The organism is Candidatus Palauibacter australiensis (assembly GCA_026705295.1).
Lineage (GTDB): Bacteria > Gemmatimonadota > Gemmatimonadetes > Palauibacterales > Palauibacteraceae > Palauibacter > Palauibacter australiensis.
In genome coordinates this window covers 1-14,085 of record JAPPBA010000026.1, presented here as the reverse complement: position 1 = coordinate 14,085, position 14,085 = coordinate 1, and the positions used below count along the sequence as shown (strand labels likewise).

Genomic DNA, 14,085 nt, shown 5'->3' with positions numbered 1-14,085 from the left:
GAGACTTCCAGTGAGGTGGAACGTGTTCCCGTTCATTTCTGCATATTCAGAGTGATACACTGCCCGATGTATCATTTATGTAAACTGTTGTGAATTATGCATTTACGATGCTATATGGTCCGCGAAACGAGGTTCCGCCCGAACTCGGCGACCTTGAGGCGCTCAGCCGATTGTGGTTGAGCGGCAACGATCTGACGGGCCCGATCCCGCCCGAGATCGGCCGCCTTTCCCGGCTCATGGAGTTGTACCTCACCGGCAACGATCTGACGGGTCCGATCCCGCCGGAGATCGGTCGCCTCTCGTATCTCAGCGAGTTGGACCTGGCCCACAACGCGCTGACGGGTCCGATTCCACCGGAGATGGGCGAGCTCTCACAACTCCGGAGCCTGGAGCTGTGGTCCAACGACCTGGAGGGCCCGATCCCCGTCGAACTCGGAGATCTCCGGCGGCTCAGCGAACTGGGGCTGGAGCGAAACGCTCTGAGTGGCCCCATCCCCGCGAGCCTGGGCAACCTGAGGTTCCTCCGACGCCTCTCCCTCTCGCAGAACGATCTGTCGGGCCCGGTGCCGGAGGAGCTGACCGGTCTCGGCTGGCTGCGGGAACTGGCGGTGAACGGCAACCCGCAGCTGTCGGGCCTGCTCCCGGTGGGCCTCAAGGATCTCGCGCAGCTCACGACGCTCAACGCCGGCGGCACGGCGCTGTGCGCTCCCGCGGATCCGGACTTTCGGGCCTGGCTCCGCACGCTGCGAGCCCCGCGCATACCCCGCTGCGAGGACGACGCAGCGCCCATGTATCTCACACAAGCCGTGCAGTCGTTCGAGTTCCCGGTTCCGCTGGTGGCGGGCCGCCCGGCCCTGCTTCGCGTGTTCCTCACCGCTCTCGACGGAGAGACGGCCGGGTTCTTTCCGCCTGTGCGCGCGCGCCTCTACCAGGAGGATGCCGAGATCCACACGGTGGACATTCCGGGGTCGGCAGGTACGGTGCCGTCCCGCGTGGAAGAAGGTCGACTCGATGCGTCGGCGAATGTCGCGATCCCGGCCGAAGTCGTTCGACCGGGGCTGGAACTCGTGGTGGAAGTGGACCCGGAGGACACGCTCGGGCCCGACCCTGGAACCGCGAAGCGGATCCCGGCCACGGGCCGGCAGGCCATCGATGTGTGAGCGGTACCGCCTCTGCACCTCACGTATCTGCCAATCGTCCGCGCGTCTCGGGAGTCCGGCGAGTTTCTGAGCCGCGTCACGGGCCTGACGGCAGCCGATACGCTGTTCCGGGGGGCTCGACAGTGGCTGCCCGTCGGCGACCTCACCGTCGCACTGCACGAGGTCGTGTACACCTCGGCGCGAACGGGCGGTGAATTGCTCTCGGAGATCGAGGCGATTCGCGTATTGGAGGGTGGAACGGGCTACTACATGGGCGGGATCCCCCGGTATCTCGTGTCCGAAGTGGGGTATGCCGGCCTGGCGATGATCGGCGGGCAGGTCAGCTTCTCGCGTGTCCGCACCATTACGATCGCGCATGAACTCGGACACAACATGAGCCTCGACCACGCCCCCTGCGGAGGTGCCGGAGGCCCGGATCCCGCTTTCCCGACCAGAGACGGAACGATCGGAGTGTGGGGATTCAACCGCTACGACAGTTCACTCGTCGCTCCCGAAACATCCGACCTGATGTCCTACTGCGGACCGAAGTGGATCAGCGATTTCAGCTTCACGAAGGCGTTCGATCACCGCCTCCGGGTGGAGGGGGAGGGCGACGCGGCGGCGGCACAGGCCAACGTCGCGCGGACCCTCCTGCTGTGGGGCCGCGCCGACGCCGAGGGCGTGCCGATGCTGGAGCCGGCCTTCGTCGTCGACGCCCCGCCGACGCTTCCACGCGCCGGGGGGCCGTACACCCTCACCGGGATGAGCGCCGAGGGCGAGACATTGTTCTCGCTGAACTTCGACATGCAGGAGATGGCGGACGGGGACGGGGAGTCCGGATTCGTCTTCGCCCTTCCCGCGTCGCCGGCGTGGGCGGATCGGTTGGCGACCGTCGCGCTGGTCGGTCCCGGAGGTACGGCGACGCTGAGCGGTGCGGGCCATCCCCCGGCGGCCATCCTCCGCGACCCCCGAACGGGCCAGGTCCGCGCGATCGTGCGCGACCTAACGAGCCTCGACGGCGGCCAGGAGGGCCGCGGCGCGCTCGCCGGAGCCGCGGCGGACCCGGCCTCGCTCGCCTCCATCTTCCCGGACGCCGCCGACCTCGAGGCGCTGGTCTCCCGAGGTCTTCCTTCGGCCCGCCAGTGGAGGCGCTAGGCCGGGCTACGGGACCATCGTGCCTTGTGGGGCGGTTTGCGGCGGCTCCCGGAAAACGAGGCGTTCAGGGGGGAAGGGCGTGGCCCGCGGAGATGACGTTTCCTAACTTCAACGGTTGCGAAGAGACGTCATCCGTCGTTCTCGAAGGACGGGCGCGTGAAGACACTGAGTGCGGGTGCGGTTCTGTGGTTGTGGTTCGCCCTCATGGGGCAGCCCTCGGGGGACGGTGCATCCGGCTCCGCGCCCCTCGCCGAGCTTGACCTCGCTGCCCTCGCCGACACGGCGGACCTGACCGATGTGGTCCAGCGCTACTGCGTCCGCTGTCACAACGGGCGCCTGCTCCGCGGAAACCTCACGCTGGAGGAGTTCGTCGTAGAGGCGGCGCACGAGCGGGCGCCCACGGCGGAGAAGATGATCCGCAAGCTGCGCGCCGGGATGATGCCGCCTCCGGGCCAGCGCCGGCCGCCGCCGGACACGCTCCTCGCCCTCGTCGAAACGCTGGAGACCGTCGTCGACCGCGACGCCGCCAGGGACCGGAACCCCGGCTCCCGGCGCTTCCAGCGGCTGAACCGGGCCGAATACGAGCGCGTGATCCGCGACCTCCTCGACCTCGAGATCGACGCCAGCCGCTGGCTGCCGGCGGACACCTACCTCGGCGCCTTCGACAACATGGCGGACGCGCAGGGTCTCTCGACCACGCTGCTCGAGGCCTACCTGAGGGCCGCCACGGAGGTGAGCCGGATCGCGGTCGGCAACCCGGCCGCCCTCTCGAAGACCGCCAAGTACACGAACCCGATCGACGTCTCGCAGCACGCCTGGGACCGCATCGAGGGCGCGCCGTACGGGACGCGCGGCGGGATGGTCGTGACCCACGACTTCCCGGTGGACGGGGAGTACGTGGTCTCGCTCGAGACCCTCTTCGGGCAGGGGACCGGCTTCCAGGACGTCGACATCTCGATTGACGGGGAAGGGGTCGCCCTGCTCGGCCTCGAGCACGGCGGGCGCTCGACGGTGCCGATCCGCACGGAGCCCATCTTCGTGTCGGCGGGCCAGCGCCGGGTCGCGGCGGCGTTCGTGCGCACGATCGAGGGGCCGTACGAGGACCGCCTGAAGACGCCGGGCTGGTCCTTCGTCGGAGGCGAGGATTCGCAGGCGTGGGCGAACTACGGGATCACGGCGCTCCCCCACCTGAGCGAGCTGATGATCACGGGTCCCCGGCGCAGTTCGGGACTCTCCGAGACGGCGAGCCGCCGCAAGGTGTTCCACTGCCATCCGGGACGGAGCGAGGCGGAGGGCGCGGCGGCCGAGGCATCTGATGGGGCTCGGGCGTGCGCGGCGTCGATCGTGACCCGGCTTGCGCGGGCGGCGTACCGGCGGCCGGTGACGGAGGACGATCTCGCGGGGCCCATGGCCTTCTACGATGACGCGGCGGCCGACGAGGGGTTCGAGATCGGGGTCCGGACCGCGCTGCAGGCGATCCTCGCCAGCCCGTCCTTCATCTTCCGTCTCGAGCAGGCGCCGCCCGAGGCCGCCCCCGGCGAGAGCTACCGGATCGCGGACGTGGACCTCGCGTCGCGCCTCTCCTTCTTCCTCTGGGCGGCGAGCCCGGATGACGAACTGCTGACGCTGGCGGCGGAGGGACGGCTGTCGGAGCCGGCGGTCCTCGAAGCGCAGGTGCGGCGGATGCTGGCGGACCCGCGGGCGGAGGCGCTCTCGACGCGCTTCGCCTCGCAGTGGCTCAGGCTCCAGGACGCGGAGGACAACCAGCCCGAGCCCTATCTCTACCCGGACTTCACGGGCCAGCTTCGCGAGGATCTGGTCCGCGAGACGCAACTCTTCTTCGATCACCTCGTGCGCGAGGACCGGAGCCTGCTCGAGCTGTTCACGGCCGACTACACCTTCCTGAACGAGCGCCTCGCCGGGCACTACGGGATTCCGGGGGTCTCGGGACCCGGGTTCCGGCGGGTGAGCTATCCGGACGACAGCCGGCGCGGGGTGCTGGGGCACGGGAGCGTGCTGCTGCTCACGTCGATGTCCGCGCGCACGTCGCCGGTGCTGCGCGGGAAGTGGGTGATGGAAGTGCTCATGGGCACGCCCCCGCCGCCCCCGCCGCCCAACATCCCCGCCTTCGACGACACGGACTCCGCCCGGGAAGGGCGGCTGCTGACGACGCGCGAACGCCTGGAGATGCACGCGGCCAACCCGACGTGTCGCGCCTGCCACCGGTTCATGGATCCGATCGGGCTCGCGCTCGACAACTACGACGTGACGGGGCGGGTGCGGGTGCGCGAGAACGGGGTCGCGCTCGACACGCGGGGGACCTTCTACGACGGGTCCGACGTGAGCACGCCGGCGGAGCTTGTCGACCTCCTCATGAAGCGGCCGGTCCCGCTCGTCCGGAACTTCACGGCGCACCTGCTCGCGTACGCGGTCGGGCGCCGCGCGGAGTACTTCGACCAGCCCGGGATCCGGGCCATCGCGCGCGAAGCGGAAGCCAACGACTACCGCATGTCCTCGTTCATCCTCGGCGTCGTGAACAGCGATGCCTTCCGGCTGGCGCGTCCGGCGCCCGCGGTGGAAGAAGTGGAGGGATCATGAATTTCATCACAGGGACACACCTCTCGCGCCGCACGTTCCTGCGGGGCGCCGGCGCCAGCGTCGCGCTGCCCCTGCTCGACGCGATGGTCCCCGCGGGGCGGCTGTGGGCCGACCCGATGAAGGCGGCGGAGTTCACGCGCCTCGTCTGCATCGAGGAGTCGATGGGGGTGGCGGGTTCGAGCGACTGGGGCGACGAGCGGCACCTGTTCGCGCCGGCGGCGACGGGGCGCGACTTCGAGCTGGTGGCGGACAGCCAGCTCCGGCCGCTGGAGGCTTTCCGCGAGCACATGACGATCGTGAGCAACACGGACTGCCGGTCGGCGGAGGCGTTCCGGGCGGAGGAGATCGGCGGCGACCACGACCGCTCGACGGCGGTGTTCCTCACCCAGGCGCATCCGAAGCAGACGCAGGGGTCGGACATCTTCCTCGGCACCTCGCTCGACCAGTTGCACGCGCAGCGCTTCGGGCGGGAGAGCGTGCTTCCTTCGCTCGAACTCTGCATCGAGGGGATCGATCGCGGCGGGGGCTGCGCCTACAACTACCACTGCGCGTACACGACGTCGCTCGCATGGGCGTCGCCGAACCAGCCGCTGCCGGCGATCCGGGAGCCGCGCGTGGTGTTCGAGCGGCTGTTCGGCGCCGGGGACTCGGCCGAGGACCGCGCGGCGCGGCGCCGCACGGACCGCAGCATGATCGACTGGATCGCGACCGAGGTCGCCCGGCTCAGGAGGAGCCTGGGCGCGGCGGACCGGGTCGCGCTGGACGAATACGTCGAGCACATCCGCGAGATCGAACGGCGGATCCAGCTCGTCGAGGCGCGCAACACGAGCGGCGAGGAACGGGAGATGCCGGAGGCGCCCTCCGGGGTGCCGGACTCCTTCGAGGAGCACATGCAGCTCATGTTCGACCTGCAACTGCTCGCGCTGCAGACCGATCTGACGCGCGTCATCACCTTCAAGACCGGCTTCGACCAGTCCAACCGGACCTTCCCGGAGAGCGGGACGACGAAGTCCGTCCACGGGGCCTCGCACCACGGGAACGTCGCCGAGGACATCATGGACTTCAACAGGATCAACGCGTACCGGCTGGGGCAGGTGGCGTACTTCCTGGAGAAGATGCGGGACACGATGGAGGGCGAGGCGTCGCTGCTCGACAAGACGGCGATCGTGTGGGGGTCGCCGATGGCGGACGGGAACCTGCACAACCACCGGCGCGCGCCGCTGCTGCTCATGGGCGGGGCGAACGGCGCGCTCGAGGGTGGTCTGCACCTGCGGGCCCCGGACGGGACGCCGATGGCGAACGCCTTCGTGAGCCTCATGCGGAAGATCGGACACCCGGAGATGGCCTCCTTCGGCGACAGCGACGGGGCGCTCCCGCTTGAATTCACGGGCGAGGCGGCCTCGGGCGGGAGCGGCGCGCGATGAGAAACGGGATTGCGGCGGCGCTCCTGATTTCGGCCCTCCTTCCGGGGGGTTCGGTCGCGCAGGAGGGGGCGGACGTGAACGCAGCGCGGGGCGATGGGATGACCGCGCTGCACTTCGCCGCCGAGCGCGGCGACGCGGCCGTGGCCCGGGCGCTGATCGATGCGGGCGCGGCGGTCGACGCCGGGACGCGGATCGGCCGCTATGCGCCGCTCCACCTGGCCGCCCGCGGAGGGCACGGGCCCGTCGTCGCGCTCCTGCTCGAGGCCGGGGCCGACCCGAACGCCGCAACGACGAACAGCGGCGTGACCGCGCTGCACCTCGCCGCCGCCGCCGTGGACGGCCGCCCAGCCGTGGCCGCGCTGCTCGACCACGGCGCCGATCCGAACGCCCGGGAGGGCTCGGCGGGGCAAACCCCCCTGATGTTCGCCGCCGCCGCGAACCGCCCGGCCGCCGTCGCCGCGCTGCTCAAGGCCGGCGCCGACCCCGGCCTCACGACCGCCGTGGTCGACGTCCTGCCCAGTCTGGCGCTGGACCGGGAGGCCAACCGCCGCATGCGCGACATGATCGGCGCCCCGCGGGAAACGCTCGGCCCGTACGGGCCCGAGGTGGACCCCGAAGCCGAGTGGCCGGGCGAGCCCGCCCCGGCCCGGGTGCAGGCGGCGATCCGCGCCCAGCGCGAGTTCCTCCGCTCCGGCTTCGATGTCGGCGACGTCAGCGCCCATTCGCTGGGCCGCACGGGGCCCGACTATCCGGGCGGTCCCGACCTCATCCGTCCCCCGTACCGCGAGGTGCTCGTCGGCCGGACCGGCGGCATGACCGCGCTGCTGCACGCGGCCCGCGAGGGCCACGTCGAAGCGGCCACGGTCCTTCTCGACAGCGGCGCGGACATCGACCAGGCGAGCGCGGACGCCACGAGTCCGCTCCTCATGGCGGCGCTCAACGGGCAGTTCGACCTGGCGCTCGTCCTCATCGAGCGCGGGGCCGACCCGGATCTCGCCGCCTCGACCGACGGGGCCACGCCCCTCTTCGCCGTCCTCCAGACCCAGTGGGCGCCGAAGTCCAACTACCCGCAGCCGCGCGCGCAGGACCTGCAGGACGCTGGGCACATGGACGTGCTCCGCGCGCTGCTCGAGGCCGGAGCCGATCCCAACCCGCGCCTGAACACGCACCTGTGGTACTGGGAATACGGCCTCACGAAGATGGGCATCGACCTCACGGGGGCGACGCCGTTCTGGCGCGCGGCCTTCGCCCAGGACCTCGAGGCGATGAAGCTGCTCGTCGCGCACGGCGCCGATCCCCACATCCCCACGCGCTGGCCTGAGGTCGGGATGCGCGAGCGCCGGCAGCAGGACGGTCGGCAGCAGGAGGACTCCGCGCTGCCCTGGATCCCCGAGGGCGCGCCCAACGCGTGGCCGATCCACGCCGCCGCGGGGGGTGGGTACCTGGGCCTGGGCGCGTTCAGCGTCCGCAACCGGCCCGACCAGTTCATCCCCGTCGTGAAGTACCTGATCGAGGAACTCGGCGCGGACGTAAACCAGCGCGACTCGTGGCTCTACACGCCGATGCACTACGCCGCCTCGCGCGGCGACAACGAACTCATCGAATACCTCGTCTCGCGGGGCGGAGACGTCACGGCGATCACCCGCCTCGGACAGTCCACGGCGGACATGGCGCGCGGCGGCCGGGCCGGGTTCTTCACCCGCGTCCCGTTCCCGGAGACGGTCGACCTGCTGACGAGTCTCGGCGCGACGCTCGAGTGCCTCCACACGCACTTCCTGGACACCGGCGATTCGTGCCCCGGCGCCGGCATCGACGACCCCTGGGCCCCGGCGCGGACCACCACCGAGGAGAAAAGACGTGGCTGACGAGCGAACGAGGCGGCGCCCGCCAGGGCACCTGTTTGCGATCTGGGTCATGGCGGCCGTCGCGGCCGCCTCCTGGGCGTGCGGCGGCGAGGGCCGGGCCGCGAACACGGCGAACGGCGCCGTCGTCAAGGGCGGCGACGACCGCACGGGCCCCTACGATCCCGTGGCCGGCTGGTGGAAAGGCGCGCCCGACCATGACGACGAGTGGGGCTGGGGACAGGTGGCCGGCGTCGCCGTGGACCACGAGGACCGCATCATCGTCGTCACGCGCGGCGACTGGCCCGCCGACCGGTCGGACCCCCGCGAGGATCGGTTGCGCCGCACGAACTACATCGTCGTCGCGAACGGGAACGGCGAGATCGTGGAGCAGTGGGCCCAGTGGGACTCGCTCTTCACCCTCCCGCACCAGGTGTACATCAACCCCTACGACCCCGACCGCCACGTGTGGGTGGTCGACAGCGGCGGCGGGGCAGGGCACATGCAGATCGTCAAGTTCACGAACGACGGCAGCGAGATCGCCATGCGCCTCGGCGAGCGCGACCACCCGAAGACGCGCGAAGCCGCCCGCGCCCGATCCGACTGGGGACCGTACACCTACGGCTGGCCGTCGAAGCTGGCGTTCCTCCCGGACGGGAGCTTCCTGCTCGCCGACGGGTACTGGAACTCACGGATCATCAAGTATTCCGAAGACGGAGAGTTCATCATGCAGTGGGGCGCCCTCGGCACCGGACCCGGAGAATTCGATCTCCTGCACGGCCTCGCGGTGGATGAGGACCGGGTCTACGTCGCGGACCGCCAGAACGAGCGCCTCCAGTTGTTCACGCACGACGGCGAGTTCATCGAGGAGTGGCCGAACATCTTCGATCCCGTGAACATCTGGCTCGACGAGAACGGCGCCGTCTGGGTCCTGGACGCGAGCCTGAACCGCATCCTGAGGTACGACCGGGACGGCGTCCTGCAGGACTACTGGGGCGCCTACGGAGCAGCCGGCGCCATCGGGCGGGGGACCTGGCCCGGCGGGCTCTCGCTCCCGCACCAGATGGACATGGACGAGGACGGTAACCTGTATATCGCGTCCTACAGCGGCGGCTGGATCAACAAGTTCACCCCGAAGCCGGACGCGGACCCGGGCAGACTCCTCGGGCCGCGACTCCTGTTGACCCCGTGATGCGCAGCAGCCCCGCCCTCGCCCTCATGGCGATGGCGGCGGTCGCGTGCGTGGACCCCCCGACCGGTCCGCCGGACCCGGAGCCGCCCGAGCCGCCGCCGGTCGCCCCGCCCGAACCGCCGCCTCCACCTCCCGTCGCGGCACAGATCGTGCCCTGCGAGGGCGGCTCGGCCGCCGGGTTCCCGTGCGACCGCGTGGATCTCGCGGCGCACGTATCCGTGCCGGACCTGAGCCCGGGACGGACGCCGGCGGGATCGGCGAACCAATGGGCCGTGAACGACATCTGGGGGTGGACCGACCCGCAGACGGGCGTGGAGTACGCGCTGGTGGGCCGCCACGACGGGCTCGCCATCGTCGATCTCTCGACCCCGACCGAACCGCGCCCCATCGCCTTCATGCCCTCGGCGACCTCGCACAGCGGCTGGCGCGACATGAAGGTGTACGAGGATCACGCGTACGTCGTCGCGGACAACATCACCGGCCACGGGATGCAGGTTCTCGATCTCACCCGGCTTCGCGGACTCACCGAGTTCACGGAGTTGGGGGCGGACGCGCGCTACCGGGACGTGAGCGCGGTCCACAACATCGCGATCAACGAGGAGACGGGCTTCGCCTACGCCGTCGGCAGCAACTCCGGCGGCGAGACCTGCGGGGGCGGCCTGCACATGATCGACCTCTCGGACCCGAAGAGCCCGACGTTCGCGGGTTGCCATGCCGCGGAAGGGACCGGGTTCCGCGGCAGCGGCTACACGCACGACGTCCAGTGCGTCGTGTACCGGGGGCCGGACGCGGAGCACGCGGGCCGCGAGATCTGCATCGGTTCGAACGAGACCGTGATCGTCGTGTCCGACGTGACGGACAAGGCGAACCCGGTGACGCTGTCGACCGCGTCCTACGCCGACAGCGACTACATCCACCAGGGGTGGCTGAGCGAAGACCAGCGGTACTTCTATCAGAACGACGAAAACGACGAGAGGAACAACCGGGTCTCGCGGACGCGCCTGCTCGTGTGGGACCTCGCCGACCTCGACGATCCGGTTCTCGTGAAGGAGCACCTGGGTCCGACCGAGGCGATCGACCACAACCTCTACGTGCACGCCGGCCTGATCTATCACTCCAACTACGCGTTCGGCGTGCGCATCCTCGACATCTCGGACCCCGCGAACCCGCGCGAGGCTGGGTATTTCGACACCGTGCCCGGGCACAACGAAACGAACTTCGACGGCTCCTGGTCGACCTACCCCTGGTTCGAGAGCGGCATCTTCATCGCGTCGAGCTGGGACGAGGGCCTCTTCGTCCTCCGCCTGCAGCAGTAGCTGCGCCGCGGCAGCTGCGTCCCAGCCGCCGCGTCACAGCTTCAGCGGCCGCTTCTCGATCCTGAGCAGCCCGAGCCACGCGATGCCGGTCCACAGGGCGAAGTGATAGAGGACCAGCCCCGTCGCCCCCCAGTCCCAAGCCACCCCGGACCCGAACCCCGCGACGAGATCGTCGATGACTCCACCGGGAAAGAGGACGAACGGCAGCACGCCCCCGGTCGACTCCCCCGCCGTCCAGGTCTCTGAAGCCCTGCCCACCTCAGAGCTGGTCACCTCCACCCCCTCCACAGTCCCCGAGAGCACGAAGTACAGCATCCCGAAGAGTGCGGCCCGGCGGATGCCGAGCGCGGTGAACGCGAAGCTGATCGCGCATGCGAGCACGCCGGTGAGGCAGAGGTTCACCACCCCTCCCACTCCCGTGGGGGACCCGCCCCCGGGCGGCAGTGCCGCGACGGCGCCCGTCAGGCCGAAGATCGCGAGAGCGGCGACGGTGGCGATCTGTACGCCGGCATATCGCCGCAGGTAGAAGGAACGCAGCGGCATCGGATGCTGCGCCCACAGCATGATCGCGCCGCTCCGTTGCTCGTTCGCGACCATCCCGCCCGGCATCAGGAAGGCGAGGAGCATCGTGCCGAGGGCGAAGGCGCTCATCAACAGAGCGAAGAGGACGAACATGCCCGCTCGGCGCGCCATGGCTTCCACCTGCTCCGGGGACGGCTCGCCGCCTTCAACGTCGGACGGCGTCCCCATGATCCGCACGTTGTCCAGGGCCGTCATGTCGTAGGCGTGCGTGAAGATGACCAGGCCGACGCCGAACAGGAACACGACCAGCGCGAGCTTCCACCGGCGGCGCAACGCGTTCAGCATGGAGGCCTTGATGATGTTCATGGTCCCGTTCATGACACCGCCCCTTCCAGTCCGACGAACTCCGTCTCGAGGAACTCGCGCGTGAACCCGCCTTCCGGTGGCAGCACGATGCGGCCGCGTTTCCGGTCGATCAGGAGCACGCGGTCGCTCATCATCGCCAGTTCGCCGAGGTCGTGGCTGGCGACGAGGATCGTGGACTGGCCGCGAATCTCCTCGATCCGCCGGCGGAGACGGATGCGCTGCCCGGGGTCCAGTCCCGACTCGGGCTCATCGAGGAAGAGCAATCCGGTCGGCCGCATCAGGGCCATGGCGAGCGCCAGCCGGCGCCGCATTCCCTTGGAGAGCGCGTCGGCGGGGCCGCCGGTGTCGTAATCCACCCCGGCCAGCCGGCAGGCGCGCTCGGTGTCGGCGTCGGGACCGGCCGCGGCGGCCGCGAGCGCGAGCAGGCCGTCGCACGTCCACCCCGGCGGGAGCACCGTGTCTTCCGCCAGGTAGCCGATCCCGTGCCGCCGCCGGTAGTCCGCCGGCCCCGCGCCGGACACCGTGGCCTCGCCCTCGATCGGGGCCAGCACGCCCAGCAGCGTGCGGAAGAGCGTCGTCTTCCCCGACCCGTTGGGCCCCACCACCGCGAGCACCTCGCCCGGCACGATATCGAGCGACAGCCCCCCCAGCACCGCCCGCCCCCGCCGATACCCCACCCCCAACTCGCGAACCCTCAACTCCGCCGGTCCGTTTTCAAGGGTCATGTTCTCCTCATTCTTCTCATTCTCCCCATTCTTCTCTTCCCCCATTCTTCTCATTCCTCGGTGCTCAGTAGCGGCCGAGTCGCTCGCGGTAGGAGTGCATCTCGCGCTTCAGGACCGGGGCCAGCAGGTACAGGCCGAGCAGGTTGGGAATCGCGACCACGTAGATCACGGCGTCCGAGAGATCGATCAGCGCTCCCAGTTGCAGGCTGGCGCCCAGGACCACGAAACCGCAGAAGAACAGCTTGAAGCCGGCTTCCACGGTTCGGTTCTCGCCCGTCAGGTAGGTGAGGGACTTCAGGCCGTAATAACTCCACGAAATCATGGTGGAGAAGGCGAACAGCACGGCCGCCACCGAAAGGGGCACGGGCGACCACGAGAGCGTGCTCTCGAAGGCGGTCTTCGTCATCTCGATGCCGGTGATCCCGGTGTCGGCCAGCGACGGATCGTAGACGGTGGTGATGATGACGAGCGCCGTCATCGTGCAGATGACCACCGTGTCGATGAACGGCTCGAGCAGGCCGACGAAGCCCTCGGTGCACGGTTCGTCGGTCTGCACCGCCGAGTGCGCGATGGCGGCGGAGCCGAGGCCCGCCTCGTTCGAGAACACGGCCCGCCGGAACCCGATGATCATCACGCCGATCATGCCGCCGCCGATGCTGTCCGCCGAGAACGCCCCGTCCCAGATCTGGACGATGGCGCCGGGCAGCCGGTCGGCGTTCAGCCCGATGATGGCCAGCGCCGACAGCACGTAGAGGACCGCCATGAAGGGCACCAGCCGGGAGGTGACGCGGGCGATGCTCCTGATGCCGCCGACGGTGACCAGCGCCACCGCGCCGGCCATGAGGAGGCCGAGCAGCCAGGCCTTGTCGCTGAAGAAGCTGCCCTCGGCGCCCGTCACCTCGATCAGGATGGCGGCCGCCTGGTTGGACTGGAACATGTTGCCGATGCCGAGGCAACCCAGGACCATGGCGGCGGCGTAGAACATCCCCAGGCCGCGGCCGATCCCCGGCAGGTTCCGCAGCTCCAGCCCGTGCTGCAGGTAGTACATCGGGCCGCCGCTGACGGAGCCGTCCGGGTTGGTGCGCCGGTACTTCACCGCCAGCGTGCACTCGGCGAACTTGGTGCTCATGCCGAGCAGCCCGGCGATGATCAGCCAGAGCGTGGCCCCGGGCCCGCCCAGCGAGATCGCCACGGCCACGCCCGCGATGTTCCCGATGCCGACCGTGCCCGACACGGCGGTCGCGAGCGCCTGGAAGGGCGTCACCTCGCCCGGTTGCGAGGGATCCGTGTAGCGGCCCCGGACCAGGTCGAGCGCGTGCCTGAAGCCCCGCACGTTGATGAAGCCGAGGTAGAGGGTGAAGAACGCGCCCCCGGCGATGAGCCACGCCACGATCAGCGGCATCTCGGCCCCGCCGACCGGCACGGAAAAGAAGATGAACTCCGATACGGCGTCCGCCACCGGCCGCATGACCCTGTTGACGAACTCGTCGACACCCATGAATGGCGTCCTCAGCGAGAGTGAGGTGTCAGCCGTGGCCGCTCCCTCCACGCCGGCCGCAGGGACCGGCTATACTACATTCTCCGCGTGGCCTGCGCCCACGCCGGAGCAACGGGAGACGGGAGGCTGGACTTGCCGAAGAGAACGATGACGCCCTCCGAAGCGCTGGTGGAGACGCTGGTGGCGGAGGGCGTGACGGAGGTATTCGGGCTGGTGGGATCGGCGTTCATGGACGCCCTCGACCTGTTCCCGGATGCGGGCATCCGCTTCATCTCCGTCGCGCACGAACAGGCGGCCGCGCACGCGGCC

The 14,085-nt window shown here is 69.9% G+C and carries 11 protein-coding genes; 8 read left to right on the top strand and 3 right to left on the bottom strand.

Annotated elements, in window-relative coordinates; translation table 11 throughout:
• Positions 1–176 precede the first annotated feature (176 nt).
• From OXN85_01985 to OXN85_01955, 7 genes are all read left to right on the top strand, one after another.
• The gene (locus tag OXN85_01985) at positions 177–1,160 is read left to right on the top strand and encodes a hypothetical protein (protein ID MCY3598729.1); all 984 of its coding nucleotides are present in this window, start codon (positions 177–179) and stop codon (positions 1,158–1,160) included.
• A gap of 165 nt (positions 1,161–1,325) precedes the next feature.
• Positions 1,326–2,294, top strand: a complete 969-nt coding sequence (locus OXN85_01980) for a hypothetical protein (protein ID MCY3598728.1) — start codon at positions 1,326–1,328, stop codon at positions 2,292–2,294.
• 156 nt (positions 2,295–2,450) lie between these two features.
• Positions 2,451–4,892: a DUF1592 domain-containing protein gene (locus OXN85_01975; GenBank protein ID MCY3598727.1), complete on the top strand. Its 2,442-nt coding sequence runs from the start codon at positions 2,451–2,453 to the stop codon at positions 4,890–4,892.
• Positions 4,889–6,316 (top strand): DUF1552 domain-containing protein, encoded by a 1,428-nt coding sequence (locus tag OXN85_01970; GenBank protein ID MCY3598726.1) that lies wholly within the window; start codon positions 4,889–4,891, stop codon positions 6,314–6,316. Before OXN85_01975 ends, OXN85_01970 begins: the two co-directional genes overlap by 4 nt.
• Positions 6,313–8,181, top strand: a complete 1,869-nt coding sequence (locus OXN85_01965) for an ankyrin repeat domain-containing protein (GenBank protein ID MCY3598725.1) — start codon at positions 6,313–6,315, stop codon at positions 8,179–8,181. The genes OXN85_01970 and OXN85_01965 overlap by 4 nt, the downstream gene beginning before the upstream one ends.
• On the top strand, positions 8,174–9,349 hold the full coding sequence (locus tag OXN85_01960; protein ID MCY3598724.1) for a 6-bladed beta-propeller: 1,176 nt from the start codon (positions 8,174–8,176) through the stop codon (positions 9,347–9,349). Before OXN85_01965 ends, OXN85_01960 begins: the two co-directional genes overlap by 8 nt.
• Positions 9,349–10,665: a choice-of-anchor B family protein gene (locus OXN85_01955; protein MCY3598723.1), complete on the top strand. Its 1,317-nt coding sequence runs from the start codon at positions 9,349–9,351 to the stop codon at positions 10,663–10,665. Before OXN85_01960 ends, OXN85_01955 begins: the two co-directional genes overlap by 1 nt.
• A gap of 33 nt (positions 10,666–10,698) precedes the next feature.
• On the opposite strand, the gene OXN85_01950 is transcribed toward OXN85_01955, so the two are convergent.
• The 3 genes from OXN85_01950 to OXN85_01940 form a co-directional block, all read right to left on the bottom strand.
• Positions 10,699–11,565 (bottom strand): hypothetical protein, encoded by an 867-nt coding sequence (locus OXN85_01950; protein ID MCY3598722.1) that lies wholly within the window; start codon positions 11,563–11,565, stop codon positions 10,699–10,701.
• Complete coding sequence (locus OXN85_01945) at positions 11,562–12,278, bottom strand: ABC transporter ATP-binding protein (protein MCY3598721.1); 717 nt, start codon at positions 12,276–12,278, stop codon at positions 11,562–11,564. Before OXN85_01945 ends, OXN85_01950 begins: the two co-directional genes overlap by 4 nt.
• A 64-nt stretch (positions 12,279–12,342) precedes the next feature.
• Complete coding sequence (locus OXN85_01940) at positions 12,343–13,776, bottom strand: alanine/glycine:cation symporter family protein (protein ID MCY3598720.1); 1,434 nt, start codon at positions 13,774–13,776, stop codon at positions 12,343–12,345.
• A 132-nt stretch (positions 13,777–13,908) separates the two neighbouring features.
• Here OXN85_01940 and OXN85_01935 point away from each other — a divergent pair.
• Positions 13,909–14,085, top strand: a 177-nt coding sequence (locus OXN85_01935; protein ID MCY3598719.1) for a thiamine pyrophosphate-binding protein, incomplete at its 3' end; no start/stop codon positions are given.

Coding starts and splice junctions, on each gene's coding strand:
- OXN85_01970 (MCY3598726.1), top strand. CDS start 4,889: ATGAATTTCATCACAGGGACACACCTCTCGCGCCGCACGTTCCTGCGG.
- OXN85_01965 (MCY3598725.1), top strand. CDS start 6,313: ATGAGAAACGGGATTGCGGCGGCGCTCCTGATTTCGGCCCTCCTTCCG.
- OXN85_01955 (MCY3598723.1), top strand. CDS start 9,349: ATGCGCAGCAGCCCCGCCCTCGCCCTCATGGCGATGGCGGCGGTCGCG.
- OXN85_01950 (MCY3598722.1), bottom strand. CDS start 11,565: ATGAACGGGACCATGAACATCATCAAGGCCTCCATGCTGAACGCGTTG.
- OXN85_01945 (MCY3598721.1), bottom strand. CDS start 12,278: ATGACCCTTGAAAACGGACCGGCGGAGTTGAGGGTTCGCGAGTTGGGG.
- OXN85_01940 (MCY3598720.1), bottom strand. CDS start 13,776: ATGGGTGTCGACGAGTTCGTCAACAGGGTCATGCGGCCGGTGGCGGAC.